Source organism: Polynucleobacter sp. es-MAR-4 (genome assembly GCF_018882055.1).
In the GTDB taxonomy this organism is placed as follows: domain Bacteria; phylum Pseudomonadota; class Gammaproteobacteria; order Burkholderiales; family Burkholderiaceae; genus Polynucleobacter.
This window is the reverse complement of the sequence record NZ_JACVPF010000002.1, coordinates 1-16106: the sequence shown is the minus strand read 5'-3', so window position 1 is coordinate 16106 and position 16106 is coordinate 1. Positions and strand designations below refer to the sequence as shown.

At 46.5% G+C, this 16106-nt stretch carries 3 protein-coding genes; all 3 read left to right on the top strand.

The features are described from left to right. The first annotated feature begins 125 nt into the window (after positions 1–125). The gene (locus tag ICN16_RS06130; RefSeq protein WP_216135720.1) at positions 126–1802 is read left to right on the top strand and encodes a ShlB/FhaC/HecB family hemolysin secretion/activation protein; all 1677 of its coding nucleotides are present in this window, start codon (positions 126–128) and stop codon (positions 1800–1802) included. Beyond that, the gene (locus ICN16_RS06125) at positions 1799–2401 is read left to right on the top strand and encodes a hypothetical protein (RefSeq protein ID WP_216135717.1); all 603 of its coding nucleotides are present in this window, start codon (positions 1799–1801) and stop codon (positions 2399–2401) included. Before ICN16_RS06130 ends, ICN16_RS06125 begins: the two co-directional genes overlap by 4 nt. Positions 2402–2446: 45 nt before the next feature. Next, on the top strand, positions 2447–16106 hold a 13660-nt coding region (locus ICN16_RS06120), incomplete at its 3' end, for an autotransporter-associated beta strand repeat-containing protein (RefSeq protein ID WP_216135713.1).

Below are 16106 nucleotides of genomic sequence, written 5' to 3'. Positions count from 1 at the left end.
ACCTGTACCAAAGTACATTATAAAAAACGCGGTATTTTTCTAAAATCGCGTGTATGTGCACGCGCGTTTATATAAATCCAGGTCAAAAGGCCTCAACAGGGCCCTCATCCTCCGTTTTAGGGGGTATGAGGTTTTTACTGCTGATTGGGGTTCTGCTGAATTCCGGCAGCCTTTTTGCTCAGACTTCTGCTGGCCAATTATTGCAGCAAAACCGTGAACTGGAGCCTAGTGTATCCGTTCTGCCGGAGGCGACCCGTAATGTGTCACCCATGGAGTTGAAGCCCAGCACGCCACCTCCAGGTCAAGTCACCTTTGTGGTGAAGCAATTTGAATTCACCGGAAACACCAAGATTCCTACGGCTGAGCTCGATCGTTTATCGGCTGGGCTAGTCAATACGCCAATCACTTTTGATGACCTGACTTTGCTAACCAATGCCATCACTCAGTATTACCGTGAGCGTGGTTGGCTGGTAAGGGCGGTCGTGCCCAAGCAGGACATTACCGCTGGTGTAGTGCGTATTCAGCTGATTGAAGCAAAGTTAGGCGGCATCTCCATCGATAACCGCTCTAAGCGTGTAAGCAACGCACGCGTTGAAGAATGGATTTACGCGCGCATTCCAAGGTCAGCCGATTTATCGCTTGATCAATTGGATTTTGCGTTACTCACTTTGAATGACTTGCCGGATATTTCGGTTACCAGCAGTTTGCAGAGTGGGTCAAAGCCAGGCGATACGATTTTAGTTTTGACTGTAGAAGACAAGCCGCTGTTTAACGGACAGGTGAGTGTTGATAACTACGGTGATGCCAATAGCGGCAAGATCCGTACTTCAGTTTTAGCCAGTGCTAACGGCCCATTGGGCATTGGCGATCAGTTGTCTGCCTATGGCATGTATTCCGAGGGCAATAGCTATGGACGCTTAAGCTTTACTGCTCCGGTTGGTAGTAGTGGTTTGCGCATGGGCGTCAATGGCAGCACCATGGCTTATCGCGTTCTGAATCAAAGCTTCCAAAGTTTGTATGCCAATGGTATTGCGAATACCGGTGGTGTTGAAGCGAGTATGCCGCTCATTCGATCACGTCCGAAAAATTTAGTCACCACCTTCAATTGGAACTACAGTGACTTTAAGAACTGGACTATTGCAGGTGTCAATCAAGATCAAACCTACACAACGAGCGTGGCTCAAATTGGTCTGAACGGTAATCTCTTGGATGATATTTTGGGTGGTGGTATTAACACCGGTCTCTTGAATGTGTCGGGTGGAGATATTTCACGCAACATCAACGGACCTTACAGCACCTACTATGGCGTGGCCGGAAGTTTTGCAAAAGCCCGTTATGGATTTACACGCTTGCAATCCGTGACAGAGGAAGTCATGGCATACGTGTCTATTTCTGGTCAGGTAGCTAGCAAGAACATGGATAGCTCTGAGCAACTCTACTTGGGCGGCCCAATGAATGTGCGTGCCTATGGCTCTGGTCAGGGTTCAGCCACTCAGGGCAATCTCACTACGTTTGAACTGCGCCGCAACTTGCCGTATCAAACTCAAGTTGCTGGCTTCTACGACATCGGTAACGTACAAGCCTGGAAATTTAACAATCCGGCTGTCAGCCAATACAGCAACAACTATGTTCTGCAAGGTGCTGGCCTGAGCTTGTCATGGCTTGGTCCATACAACCTCAGCGTTAAAGGTGTATTTGCAATGCGCACTGGCGGCCTCTCTCCAAGCGTGACTCAATACCTCACTCAAAACGGGGGTCTTAGCTCAAGCCGATTCTGGGTAACAGCGACCTTGCCATTATGAAAACCAAAGCCAAGACCATCACCACTAAAGCGCGCGGTGCAGTGAAACCTGCAGCGAAGGCCGTGAAGAAGCCAGTGGCTAAAGCTACAAGGAAACCTGTAGCGAAGTCAGCTGCGAAAAAGAAACCTGTTGCTAAGCCAATACCTAAGCCTGTAACTAAAAAATTAGCAGCAAATAAAAAAGCAACACCGAAACCCACTTTGAAGACTTCAAAAAAGACAATGACAAAAACAACACCTAAAGCAGCATCAAAAACTACATCAAAAGAAGCATTGAAGCCTACAGTGAAAACAGTATTAGGTGAGCCGACAGTTTCAACAGCGCCATTACAGGCCATTAATGAAGGAGCGCAAATGACACAATCAAACCAAGCTACAGAAGATGCTGGCGCAAGTCAGCCGATTACAGGTCGCGGTGTATTTGCGGTTCGTACTCTCGGTGCAGCAGTTTCTGTTGAAGCTGCATTCTTGGCAGAAGACGGCAATGTATTGCGCTTACCAGCAGTGTTTCCAAATCGTCAGTATGCGATTGAACAAATCGATGAGTTACGCGAGTTAGTCAATCGTCATTTCGATGATCTAGACAAAGCTAGCGCTTAATCATCAACGTCAACATATTGCATAGCGAATAAATAATTTCGGCGAATGAATAGTTCACTCAACCGCATGTTCAAGGTGATCTGGAGTAAAGCCCAGGGCGCATGGGTAGCCGTGAGTGAAATCGTCCGTGCACATGGTAAAGAGCAATCGCTGACTCGTATTACCCGTAAATTTGCTGTTGCTACCGTGATGTCGGGTGGGGCTGCAATTGCTGCGCCGCCGGCACCAAATCAATTGCCAACTGGCGGACAAATTGCCGCTGGTGTGGCATCCATGATGACCAATGGCAATACGATGACGGTGACGCAGTCATCGAATCGTGCCTCGATTAATTGGAATACCTTTGACATTGGTTCACAAGCGACTGTGAACTTTGTGCAACCAAGCGCCAATGCAGTTGCACTCAATCGCGTTAACTCTCCAAACCCAAGCCAGATTTTCGGTAACCTTAATGCCAACGGTCAGGTGTACTTGCTGAACTCTGCTGGTGTGTACTTTGCACCAGGCGCACAAGTGAACGTCGGTGGCATTGTTGCTACCACTCACAGCATGAGTGATGCCGCCTTCATGGCAGGCAGTACCACATTTAATCGCAATGGCAGTACTGGCCAAGTTGTTAACGAAGGTACGATTCAAACGAGCTTGAATGGCTACATCGCCATGCTTGCTCCTGAGGTACGTAACGCAGGTTTGCTAGTAGCGCAATCTGGAACCATTGCATTAGCTGGTGGCGAAGCAATCACTCTGAACTTCGGCCCTGCCAGTAAATTAGAAAGTATTACGGTTACTGATAGCCAAATTAATGTGCTCGTAGAAAACCGTCATGCAATTAAAGCGCCTAATGGTTTAGTGATTCTTTCTGCTCGCGCAGTCAATCAACTCGCTGCTACTGTGATTAACAGCGGCACGATTGAAGCGAAGGGCGTCAGTCAGCAGGGCGGTCGTATTATTCTGGAAGGCAGCACTGTCACTAACACTGGCACGCTAGACGTCAGCAGTGACACAGCTCAAGCTGGCACGATCACCATTAACGGCAAAACTGTTTCTATCTCTGGAAGAGTGATCGCCACTAGTCCAGTACAAGGTGGCTCAGTAAAAGTTCAAGCAACACAAACACTGAACGTCAATGCCAATATTGATGCCAGCAGCGCACAACGTGGCGGACAAGTTCAGATAGCGGGTGCACAAGTTGCAGTTGCAGATGGAACGATCAATACCGATGGTGATACGCAGGGTGGTGAAGTGCAAGTAGTTGCTACGAACGCACAAAGCACCAACCCATTTAGCGATCCATTCAACCCTCCATCATTGCCGCTAACAGCAGCATTGACTGGTTTCACCAGCATCAACTCACGTAGTAGAAGAGGTCAGGGCGGTAACGCCACCATCTTGGGTGACTCGATCACACTCGATGGCAACACTTCAATTAATGTGAGCGGCGCAACAGGCGGCGGTAATGTTCTGGTTGGTGGTGATTGGCAAGGAAGTAACGGCGTATATCAAGCAACAACAGTATTGATGACCCAAAATGTCAGCATTGACGCAAGTGCCACAGAGAGTGGTAATGGCGGTAAGGTAGTGCTGTGGTCTGATATCTACAACACAAATTCCTTAACGCAAGTGAACGGCACGATTCTTGCGGCAGGTGCGGGCACTGGCCTTGGTGGTAATGTTGAAACATCAGGCTACTTACTGGGTGTTAGTGAAACTGCAAAGGTAGTCACTGGCACTGGCGGTAATTGGTTGCTTGACCCTGCTGATGTAACCATAGGCACCAGCGATAATAGTTACACAAACCTCTCAAGTACCTATACGCCTAATAGCGGTGTGCATACAGTCACTATTAGTAACGCTACATTGGCCGCTGCCTTAAATAACGGAAATGTTACGGTAACTACAATCAACAGCGGCACTGCCGGGGGTTATGGCGGAGCAATAACTTTAGCAAATCCCCTTAGCTGGACAGGATCAGGTAATTTAACATTGCTTGCTAATGGCATTATTTATCTTAATTCCAATATTACAGCCTCAGGTAATGGTGCCGGATTCACAGCCAAAGCAAACGTGGCTGTCTACACTGGAAACGGCACTAGCTTTCAAACCAATAACGGTAGCATTGTGCTTTGGTCAAATGCCAATGGGGTTGCTGCCCCATCAGTTCATGCTGCTATTCAAATTGGCGATAACACCACCTTCAATACAAGCGGTAGTGCAAATCAATTAACTGGTGGGGGGAGCATCACTATGGGCGGTGGCACCGGAACAGGTGTCGCTCCTACAGGTGCAGCATCAACTGGAGCCGGAATTGGTGTTGCACTTGGTTATTGGGGGTCATCTTCCACTAATGTCACCATGACTACTGGTGGTGGTAACGTTTCTATCATTGGCTGTACATCGGCAGCTGGATATGTGGGGCTAGCCTGGACAAAGAATGGTTCGATTAACGCAGGCTCTGGTTCAATTTTATTGAGTGGCACCTCAACAAATACCGGCGGCTCTCACGGTGTGGAGATTACCGCATTTGGTGGCTTGGTTAATTTAACGGGTGGCGGTGGTGTTAACGTTACCGGTACAAGCGCCGGAACTGGAAATGGTTATTGGGGATTGTTTTACCGCGGCAATGTCACAGTCAATGGGACTGGAGATATTTATTTTGCTGGCAATACCCCCTCTGGCAGCACGGCTGGAGCGCTTGGATTTTACGGTAACGCATTTGCGACTAGCGGAAACATCACATTTAAAGGTATTGGTAACTTCCTTCAGGTACAGGCTACTGTTGGTCAACTAGCTGGCTCCAATGTTACCTCCAGCTCAAGCAATATTACATATGAAGCTGATAGGTTTTCGGGAATGTCCACCATTGCAAATAGCAGCGGTCTACTAACGATTAAATCAAATTCAAGCAGTTTCTCTGAGACATTTGATTTAACTAATGCGTGGACATTAGGCTCAAGCTTGGGTGGTTTAACTATTGGCAAAACTACTGAGAACAAAGCGGTATTAATTTCTAATACGGTTAATATTGCTGGTCCGATCAATATTGTTGGCAGTCTTGTTGTTGCCTATGCGAACATAACAACAACCGGAAATGGCTCGGGAATTTTATTTAAATCGCTTGGGAACGTACTTGTTGATGCGAACAAGAAGTTGCAAACCAATAATGGCAGCATTACCTTGTGGGCAGACTCAAATGGCGATGGTGGTTTCATTGGTATTCGTGAGGGCGTGGTATTAAATAGTGCAAATGGCAGTACATCGCAGTCAACTGGTGGTGGCGCCATTACCTTGGCGGGTGGTAACGGGACTAATGCATCCGATGGCTATGCATTTGCTCCAAGCACAGAAGGCGCCTGGGGCGATCACGTGCCGGGTGGCGTGCAAATTGGTGCTTGGAATCCAACAGCCACTTACACCAACGACTTCAGATTTTATAGTGGTGGCGGTAATATTCTTATTCAAGGTAAGGCTGCAACTGGCGCCCCAGGTGTTGCTTGGTATGGCGGCCATACATCATCAGTTACTCAATTAATTGATGCAGGTTCTGGCACGATCACAATTAATGGTCGTGGTGAGGGTTCGGGTCACGGTATTGAATTTGGATATTACGGTGCAAACTTAACGCCAACCCTGAGATCAAGCAGTAATGCAACTACAGCGATCTCTATCAGTGGTACGGCCACTAACGGTAGCGCATCTTATGCTGGCTTTCAAGGTAATGTTGACGCTATTGCGAATGGTACCGGTGGCATTAGTCTGAATGGTACTAGTGCTTGCGGTTCATATGCTGCGCTCTCATCAGGCCGCCTATATCTTCACGCTGCAAGTGGAGATATTTCTGTTAACGGTTATGGAGGAGCGGGCCTAAGTATTGGTGGCGATTTCGGAAAAGGCAATCTGTTAGCAAGCTCCAGCAATATTACCTTTACTAGTGACAAGCTGAGTTTTTCAACTTCGACGATCAATACGACTGGTAACTTCAGCATCCTCTCCAATGGTTCTGCCTTTGCAACAGGCCTCTCGTTATCCAACATAGTTTTGAATGCTACGGTTGGCGGGCTAACGGTTGGAAAAATAACAAATACTCAAGATGTAGCCATTCCGGATGCGTTTAATATTTCTGGCCCCATGTCTTTTTATGGAAACAATATTAGCGTTAACGGTAGCTTAACCACGACGGGCGCAACTGGCAATATTTTACTTAAAGCACGTAGCAATATTTTCCAAAGAGCTGATATCAGAACCAACGGTAGCAGCATTGTTTACTGGTCAGATAGCGAGGCTGATAATTATGGCGGTATTTATGTATACGGCTCAAACAGTTCATCCTTACGTAACATCAGCACCAATGGCGGTGGTATTTGGATGGGCGGGGGAAATGGCACAGCTAGTTGGACGCCCTACGTAGGAGCGACAGCCCTTACTGTTGGCAATAGCACGGCCAGTTTTAATGTTGGCAATGATACTGCGCTACGGCTTAATTATGCCAATATCAGCACTGGAAACGGAAGTGTATACGTTGCTGCCACATCCAATCAAACCTCAGGAAGTAGCGGCACTAACTACGGTATAGACATTGTAAGCACAACCATCTCGACAGCTGCTGGCGATATTCAGATTGCCGGAAATCTCAAAGGCAAATACACAAACGGTATGGCGTTACATATCGATGCAGCCTCTACTTTGCAAACTAGTACCGGCAATATCACCCTCACCGGAAATACAAGCGACATCACAAATAGTTCTAGTGGCTGGCGTACTGGTCTTGGTATTGATGGTGGCTTGGTCAAAACTGTTAGTGGAAATATTAGCCTCACCGGAAATGCTAATACGGCATACAGTGCAACAGATTCAGCCGCGCTTTACTTTGTAGGTGGTTCAAGAGTAGTTTCGCAAACTGGTTCAATTAATATTTACGGCAACAACAACGCAAGCGGATACTATGATGACGGTATTCGTATCCAAAATAACAATATCACCATTGGTTATGATGGCACCAATGCCTATAGTGGCGATATTCTGATTCAGAGTGATCGACTCTCTCAGAGAACTTCAACCGCTGGCACCATTAACGTTCGAACAAGTGGTAACTTAAGTATTTTAAGCAACGGATCCAGCTTCAATCGCTTATGGGTTGAAGATAGTAGTCCGGGTTCTGCTATGAACTTTGGCAGTATTTGGAATTTCGGCACAACGCTGAGCAGCTTTACTTTAGGTAAAACTACAAACACCTACAACATCGCTTTAGCGAACAATCTAACAACCGCTGGAAATATTTCCGTTTACGGTGGGAACATTACCCTTAGCGGTAGCTTAAGAAGTACGGGCGCTAACTCGAAAGTATTAATCAAATCTCTCGGAACTATTTCATCTGGCGCTGATAACCTGACATTCCAGACGAACAATGGTTCTATGGTGTTCTGGAGTAATGCTAATAGCACCTCTGGTGGCGGCATTTCTATGACTAATGCCAACCTGACTTTCAATACGGCCAATGGATCTACAAGCCAGGCAACTGGCGGAGGTGATCTCATATTTGGCGGTGGCCCAGCGGTAGATGCAAATGGCAATCCAACTGGTAATGTGACCAGCTCTAGTCATGCAATTGCATTTAATCCAGGCAGCTCCGGTAATACGATCACGAAGATGTATACCGGCGGCGGAAATATAACGCTTAATGCTAAGAGTACCGGTGGATATGGTGTGATGTTTAATCGTGCTACCTTAATTAATGCGGGTAATGGCTCATTAAATATTCAAACAAATGCCACCGGATACGGTATTGAGATGAATGCCTATGGTGGCGCCACTAGCGGAACAAGCATTACCGCGCAAGGCATCACTATTAATGGTAGTTCCAGTGGGTCGGCTGCTGTATACGTTAACAACAACTTTGTGAATTTCAATTCAACTGGATCAGGCGATATCAGCATTACTGGTGTTTCTGCGCCTGCCGCTGGTCACTACGGGGTTGTTTTCGGAGGTTTATCCACAGATATATCGAACATAACCTCCGCCTCTGGCAACATTACATTAAATGGCACGGGAAACTCTACTGCCTTGGCATATTACTCGGGCAACATTAAATCGACGGCTGGTGGGTCAATCTCACTTATCGGCAATTCACCTGCATGGGCAGGTTTCTATCAGCCTTACACTGTTAATATTTCCACAACCACAGGCAATATTGCAATTAGTGCGAATGGATCAGGTGCCTACCATGGCGTTCATCTTGGTGGCGGCAATATTACAGCTACGAGCGGCAATATTTCTATTGTCGGTAGGCAGAATGGCACGAAGCAGGGTGTTTATATTGCTGGTGCAACCAATATTTCAACTACAGCCGGTGGTTCACTAACATTAAATGGCACAGCAGCATCTGATTCAGGTGTCAATTTTGCTGCCGTAACGACTATCACTACAGCTGGTGCTGGAGCTGCCAATATATATGGCACATCAACTTCTTCTTACGGCATCTATAACAGTGCGGCGCTTAATGTCACCACAAATGGTGCTGGTGCTGTCAATATGTGCGGTACTTCTAGTTCTTCTTACGGCATCTTTACTGACGCTGCAGTAAATGTCAACAGCTCGTTGGGGGCTGGCGCAATTAATGTTTGTGCAACATCGAGTACAAGCCTTGCAGCATATATTCATGCTAACTTCAATCTGATTTCTAGTGCTGGCGATATCACCATGAGTGGTGTTACGAATTCAACCAGCAATCAAGGTGTCTACATCTACTCAGGAAATATCACTTCCACGACAGGAAATATTAGCCTGACTGGTAGAACTAATACGGGTTATTCAGGCTTTGACTATGCGCGGGACACTAATAGTAGCGCTAATTCTATTTCTTCTACTACCGGTAATATCACGATTACAGGATCATCCAATGGCAGTGCTACTGGATTTGGCGTTGATCTTTACGGTAGTGTAGCCAGTACCACCGGTAATATTGTGATTACAGGTAATGGTGGTTCTAGTTACTACGGTCTCTACTTATATAAAAACGTCACCTCAACTTCAGGAAATATCACCTTAACAAGTAGGGGTTCAGGCACTTACGGTTTGCTGAGTGATGCTACGAACATCAGCAGTGCAGGCAACATCAGCCTGTTCTCTGAGGCGAGGTTGCGCGTTAATTCGAATATTTATTCCTATGGCGCTGGCAATGCATTGATCATTAAATCCAATAGCTCAATCCATAACGCTAGAACACAAACTATTCAGACTAATAATGGCAGTCTAGTTCTATGGGCGAATGCTAACGGTAGCACCACAGCAGGGCGCGTGCAATTCGATGATGAAGTGATTACGTTAAACACTGCAAATGGTAGTACTTCACAAACCTCTGGCGGCGGAAATATCATCATTGGTGGCGGTACTGCTACTGATGCTAATGGAAATCCAACGGGTGCAGTTGGTGCTAACGGGGATTGGGCTATTACCTTTGGTGGCGGCACTAGCGGCTATGGTCAGCTCTATTCTGGTGGTGGAAACATTAGCATTAAGGGTAATACCTCTAGTGGCAATGCTATTTTGATTGGCCGCACCACCACCATGAATGCCGGTAACGGCGGTATTAATATTGTCGGGTGTGGGACAGCGGCTGGTATCTATTTAAATGTCTGGAATGGCGCCTACAATATCACTGCTGGCGGGGATATCACTCTGAGTGGTACATCTTCTGGCTCTGGTACTTATGACGTTGATTATGCTGGTATTCGTTCTATTTTCGACAGTACCACGCAAGGCGGCACAATACGCTCTACTGGTGGCAATGTTACGTTGACCGGTACGGGATTACAGGCAGGCCTCTACTTTAATTCGAATAACAATATTATTTCTGATGTCGGTAATGTCACGCTAACCGGCACTGCAAATTCTGGTAATCGCGCTATTGTGATGTACGGAAATGTTTTGGCTGGTGGTAGCAATATTAATATCAGTACTACAAATAACAATAAGATTTATTTGGCAGGTACTGTAGGCCAGCTGGCTGGTAGCAACATTACTTCAACCAACGCCAATATTACGATTAGTGGTTCCCAGCTATTTGATGGTCAAACCGCCATTCTGAATACTCAAACGGGTAACATCACCTTGAGAATGAATACGGCGAGCTGGGCCGGTTTAACTATTGGTACTAATGGCAGCATTGCAGTGTTGCCATTGTCAGATTCAGCAGGATTTGGACAAGATTTTTATAATTCGTGGTTTGGGATTAATCCAACAATTAATGGAACCTCCTACACCCCTACACAATTTACTATCGGTAATTCTTTTAATACCTATTCAGTTTATTGGAATGCCGCGAGAACCGTCGGTGGGCCGGTTTCCCTTTATGGCGCTAATGTCGAGGTTAGTGCCAACTTAATTACCAATAACGCAACAACGGGTAACGTTGGTATTTACGGCAACTTAAGCGGCGCAGGCAATATTACTGTTGCCACAGGCCGTGCTATCACCGTCAATCAAAGCGGTGCCTCCACATACAGCGGCTGTATTAGTGGCACGACTGCACAGTTAATAAAAGCCGGTGCCGGAACCCTCAATCTCACAGGTAACAATACTTACTCTGGCGCTACTTCCATTAATGCTGGAACACTGATTATTGGTGGTACAGGATTGTTAGGTGGTGGATCATATGCAGCCAATATTATTAATGCTGGGAATTTCACCTACAACGGAAGCAATGCACAAACTTTGTCTGGTGTCATTAGTGGAACTGGTAATTTAACGCAGAATGGAAGCGGTACTCTAACGCTCACTGGCGAAGACACTTATACCGGCAATACAACAATTAACTCAGGCACCTTGCAGATTGGTAATGGCTCTACCTCTGGCTCAATCACTACAGCAAATCTGGTTAATAACGGCACGCTGACGTTTAATCGCAGTGACTCGATTTCTCAAGCTATGAACATTAGCGGTACTGGTGGCTTGACTAAAGTAGGTGCTAATACATTAACGCTCACCGGCACAAATACTTATTCTGGCGCTACAACGATTAGTTGCGGAACCCTTGCAGTTAGTGGAACCTTGGGAGCTTCAAATTCCTATAGCGGTAATCTGGCTATTGCATCAGGCACAACCTTTATTTGGAATGGTAGTGCAGCAGAAACCCTATCCTGCATAACTGGGGCTGGTACATTTAATGCCTCGGGTAGTAGCGGCACCTTGACAATTAATGGTACACAGCCATTCACGGGTACTTATAACTTTGCGCAATCCGTGAACGTTACCGGCGGTACTAATGCCGGAACCTCAGGTTTAGGTAATGCTGCCGCTATCAATATTAATGATGGCGGTACCGTTAACTTAACCGGGGATAACAACTCATTTATTGGCAGCACAACTTCCACTACTTCAACGCTATTAACCATTAATAGTGGTGGATTATTAACTTCGTCCAATAATGGATCATTCCACTTGGGCCGCATTAATTTAAATGGCGGTACCTTAGCTGGTAATTCCGCTGCTCAATGGGGTGTATACAACCTTGATCAACGAATTAATGTCACTGCGAACTCCTCGATCAGTGCTACTAATGTAACTCTTGGAATGACTGGTGGCGTAGTCTTTAACATCGGTAGCGGAAATACATTAAATGTCACGGGTACGATCGTTAAGGCTACTTCAGCTACTGACACCGGCATTATTTTGTCGGGCGGCGGAACACTTTTATTTAGCGGCGCAAATACTTATGCCGGCGGTACAAACGTAACAGCAGGTACCTTGCAAGTGGGTAATGGCGGTACAACCGGAACTCTTGGTGTTGGAAACCTTGCTGTTAACAATGCAACTCTAGCGTTTAACTATAGCGCTGGTAGTTACACAGTTGGAAATGCAACAAGTAACGCTTACATTACTTTAAATAACGCCACGGTGAATGTGGCTGGCGGCAATGTGACATTGGCGGGCACTTCGACCACTGCTGGTACTAGCGTATCCGCACGGAAGGTGGCTGTTGATCTTTTAGGCACCAATAATTTCACTGCCAATGGAGGCGCCTCATTTAATCTGCTTGGTAACTCCACTGCAGCATGGACAAATTCCATCGTTGTTGAGGATGGTGCCGTTCTCAACGCAAATGGAGCAATTACGCTGACAGCTAACGGCTCTACTGGCACTGTCGGTCATTGGGCGCTTGGCCTATTTGGCAATAGCACGATGAACGCATTGTCAGGCAGCACCTTGCAGGTCAACGTTAATCAGGCAGTGGGCGATTGGGGTATCGCACAGTACGGAACCAATGCGACATTGTCTGCAACAGGTAACGCCACGTTTAATGTCAGCTCGCTAGGCCTTGGTTGGGGAGGTCAGAGTTCCTCTGGTAATACCGCTCCTAGATTAAATGCTGCAAACGGCACAGTCACTATTAATTTAGCTGGCTCACCTTCAAATGGTGGCTTCTATATGAATGGCGCAGGTGTGATGAATGCAAGCGCTACTGGCAACATCATCATTAACGGCAGTAGCACTGCCAACATTGCTCTAGTTGCAGCATCCTCTTTCACAACGGGTGCTGGAAATCTAACAATCAATGCCCCTATATCTCTCGTTGCTAATACGCTTACTTTGACTGGTGGTAGCGGTAATGTCACCCTGGGCGGCATTGTTTCTGGAACCGGTGCGATCATTCAGAACACTACCGGCGTAACAACGCTCAGCGCTGTTAATACATACTCTGGCACAACGACGATTAATTCGGGTGCCTTAAATATTAGTGGTTCTGGTTCCTTGGGTTCTGGTACTTACGCCGGCGCTATTGTCAATAACGGCAGCTTGATTTACAACTCGTCAGCAGCGCAAACCTTGTCAGGAAATATTTCTGGTACGGGTACGCTTACGCAGAATGGCAGCGGCAATTTGACATTGACTGGTACCAATAACAGCTTCGCCACTAATCTGGTGGTTAATGCCGGCAACCTCATTATTGGTGGTGCAGGGCGCTTAGGTAATGGTAGTTATGCAGCCAACATTACTAACAACGGTGCGCTTTATTTCAACAGCTCAGCGAATCAAACGCTTTCAGGAATTATCAGTGGTTCGGGTGGTTTAACGTTGCAAGGAGCTGGTAACTTAACGTTAAGCGGATCTAATTCTTATTTAGGCGTAACTACATTAAACGCGGGCAGCTTGTTAGTTTCAGCGGATGGAAACCTGGGCGGCGCTCCCGGATCGGCAACGCCTGGAAGTATCGTCATGAATGGCGGAGCCCTGCGTACTACTGCTAGCTTCACACTGAATGCCAATCGTGGCATTACATTAGGTTCTAGCAATGGCACCTTCACCATTGATCCAAGCGTAACGCTCAACTATGCTGGTGTGATTGCCGGTACTGGCAATATGACGAAGTCAGGCTCTGGCACTTTAGTGATGTCAGGTAGTAATAGCTACTCTGGCTCAACTAATGTCACTGCAGGTACATTACAAATTGGTGCAGGCGGAACTTTAGGCAGCGTCAATGCAAGCTCTAATATCAATATTAGTACTGGCACAACCCTAGCATTTAACCGTAGTGACAATATCACTGTTGCAAACAATATTTCTGGTGCAGGAGCATTACTCAAGTCTGCAGCAAACACCTTAACTCTGACAGGGTTGCAAACTTATACCGGCAGCACCAATGTAACTTCTGGTGCAATCGTATTTACTAATAACGCAACACCTACAACAAGTGGCTTTACAGGCGCTGGTGCAGTCACTATCCAGCCAGTTGGTAGCGCGTTTACGAATGCTTTCAGTACTACTAACTACACTTACGCCACGACTTTAACGGGCTTAACCATCGGCAATGCTACAAGCGTAGCGAATAAAGATATAACGGTTAACGGTACCGCTATTAATATCAGCGGACCGATTAACTTGTATGGCGGCAACATTACGCTCAATACAAACCTCACAACTACAGCAGCAGGCACGGGTAATATCACCTTAGCAGCCGCTGGAACGATTCTGACGAATACTTCTAGTCTTGCAATTACGACTAATGGCAGCTCTATTTTGTTCGCAGCAGATACAGATAATTCTGGTGCTGGTGCGATTTCACTGGATCGCGTGAGCCTGACCACTAGCGGTGGTGATATCACATTAGGTGGCGGTGCGATTGATGGTAGCGGTTATGCGGTTGGTGCCAATATTGCTCTATTGAATGGTATGACCCCTAACTATCGCGGTGTCTGGCTACATAGCTCATCAATCAATGCGGGCGGCGGAAATATCTCTATACGCGGTAAGGGTGCATCACCTACTGCAGCTGGCTTTTTTGGAATTGGTGTGGATATCGTTTCTTTTGCCTATATGGGTGGAACAGGTGATGTCGTTCAAACTTCAGGTAATGGTTCTATTAGTATCGTAGGTATTGGCGGCGCCAATAACGATGCAAACTCCCATCCTGCAGGTATCAATATTTACTCCGATAGTGGCGTACATCGAATCAGCACTGTTAATGGAAGCATTACATTCAATGGAACTGCAGGTACTGGCACCGCTAGAACCTTTGGTGGTATTCAGGTCGATGGTGGTATAGCCAATATCACCTCAACCAGGGGTGATGTTGAATTCATTGGTATTGCGAATGCAAGTGGTAATGGCATTGTTAATGCTGGAACATTGAATCTTGGTGGTGATGGCACTACTAATTCAAGTGGAAACGTCACGCTCACTGCCGACGTCATTGGTGCGAACGGTACATACAATTTAAGAAACACCGGCAATGTAACGATTCAGTCCAATGGCTCTAGCTTTGGTTCAGCTTTTGATTGGAACTCTCGTTTTGCACTCACGGGCAATAAAGCTGGCTTAACCATTGGTAAAACGACAAACACTCAAAACGTAACTGTATCGACAGATACGAGTGTTGCTGGTCCTATCAATATTTATGGTGGCAATATTGCCATTAACTCAGGACTCACTACCAGCAATACAACAACCGGTAACATCGGCTTGGTTGGTAATGTCAGTGGTGCAGCAAATCTTGCTTTAGCTTCAGGTCGAACATTGACCGTTAATCAAAGTGGGGCGTCCACCTATAGCGGTTGCATTAGCGGCACTACTGCCCAATTCATTAAAGCAGGTGCGGGCGCTTTGACTCTGTCCGGCACCAACACTTATAGCGGTAGTACCAACATCACAGCTGGTGCGCTAATTGTTACTGGCAGTCTTTCCGACAGCACAGTGGTCAATGTCTCTAGTGGCGCATCTTATAACGTTTCATCAAACGATACGATTGCTGCTTTTGCAGGTTGCGGCACGATTAATCTTGCTTCAGCAAAATTCCTGACTGCCTTTGGTGACAATAGTTCGACCACTTTTGCTGGTGTGATTGCAGGTGCTGGCGGATTAATTAAGGCTGGCTCCGGTAACTTAACGTTAAGCAATACGAATACTTACACCGGTAACACTACTATTTCTGCTGGTGCTTTATTGATTGGCGGCAGCGGTACTCTGGGCTCAGGTTCATACGCTGGAAATATTAGCAATAACGGTAGCTTTATCTATACCTCATCAGCCAATCAGACATTATCTGGAGTGATGAGTGGAACTGGTTCATTAACACACAACGCCTCTAGCACTCTCACCCTCTCAGGCGCTAACACCTTCACTGGCGGCGCCAATATCTCCGCCGGTAAGGTGATTGCTGGTAACTCTAATCCAAGCTCATCTTTTGATGACAGCCTTGCGGTATACGTTAATGATG

Coding starts and splice junctions, on each gene's coding strand:
- ICN16_RS06125 (WP_216135717.1), top strand. CDS start 1,799: ATGAAAACCAAAGCCAAGACCATCACCACTAAAGCGCGCGGTGCAGTG.
- ICN16_RS06130 (WP_216135720.1), top strand. CDS start 126: ATGAGGTTTTTACTGCTGATTGGGGTTCTGCTGAATTCCGGCAGCCTT.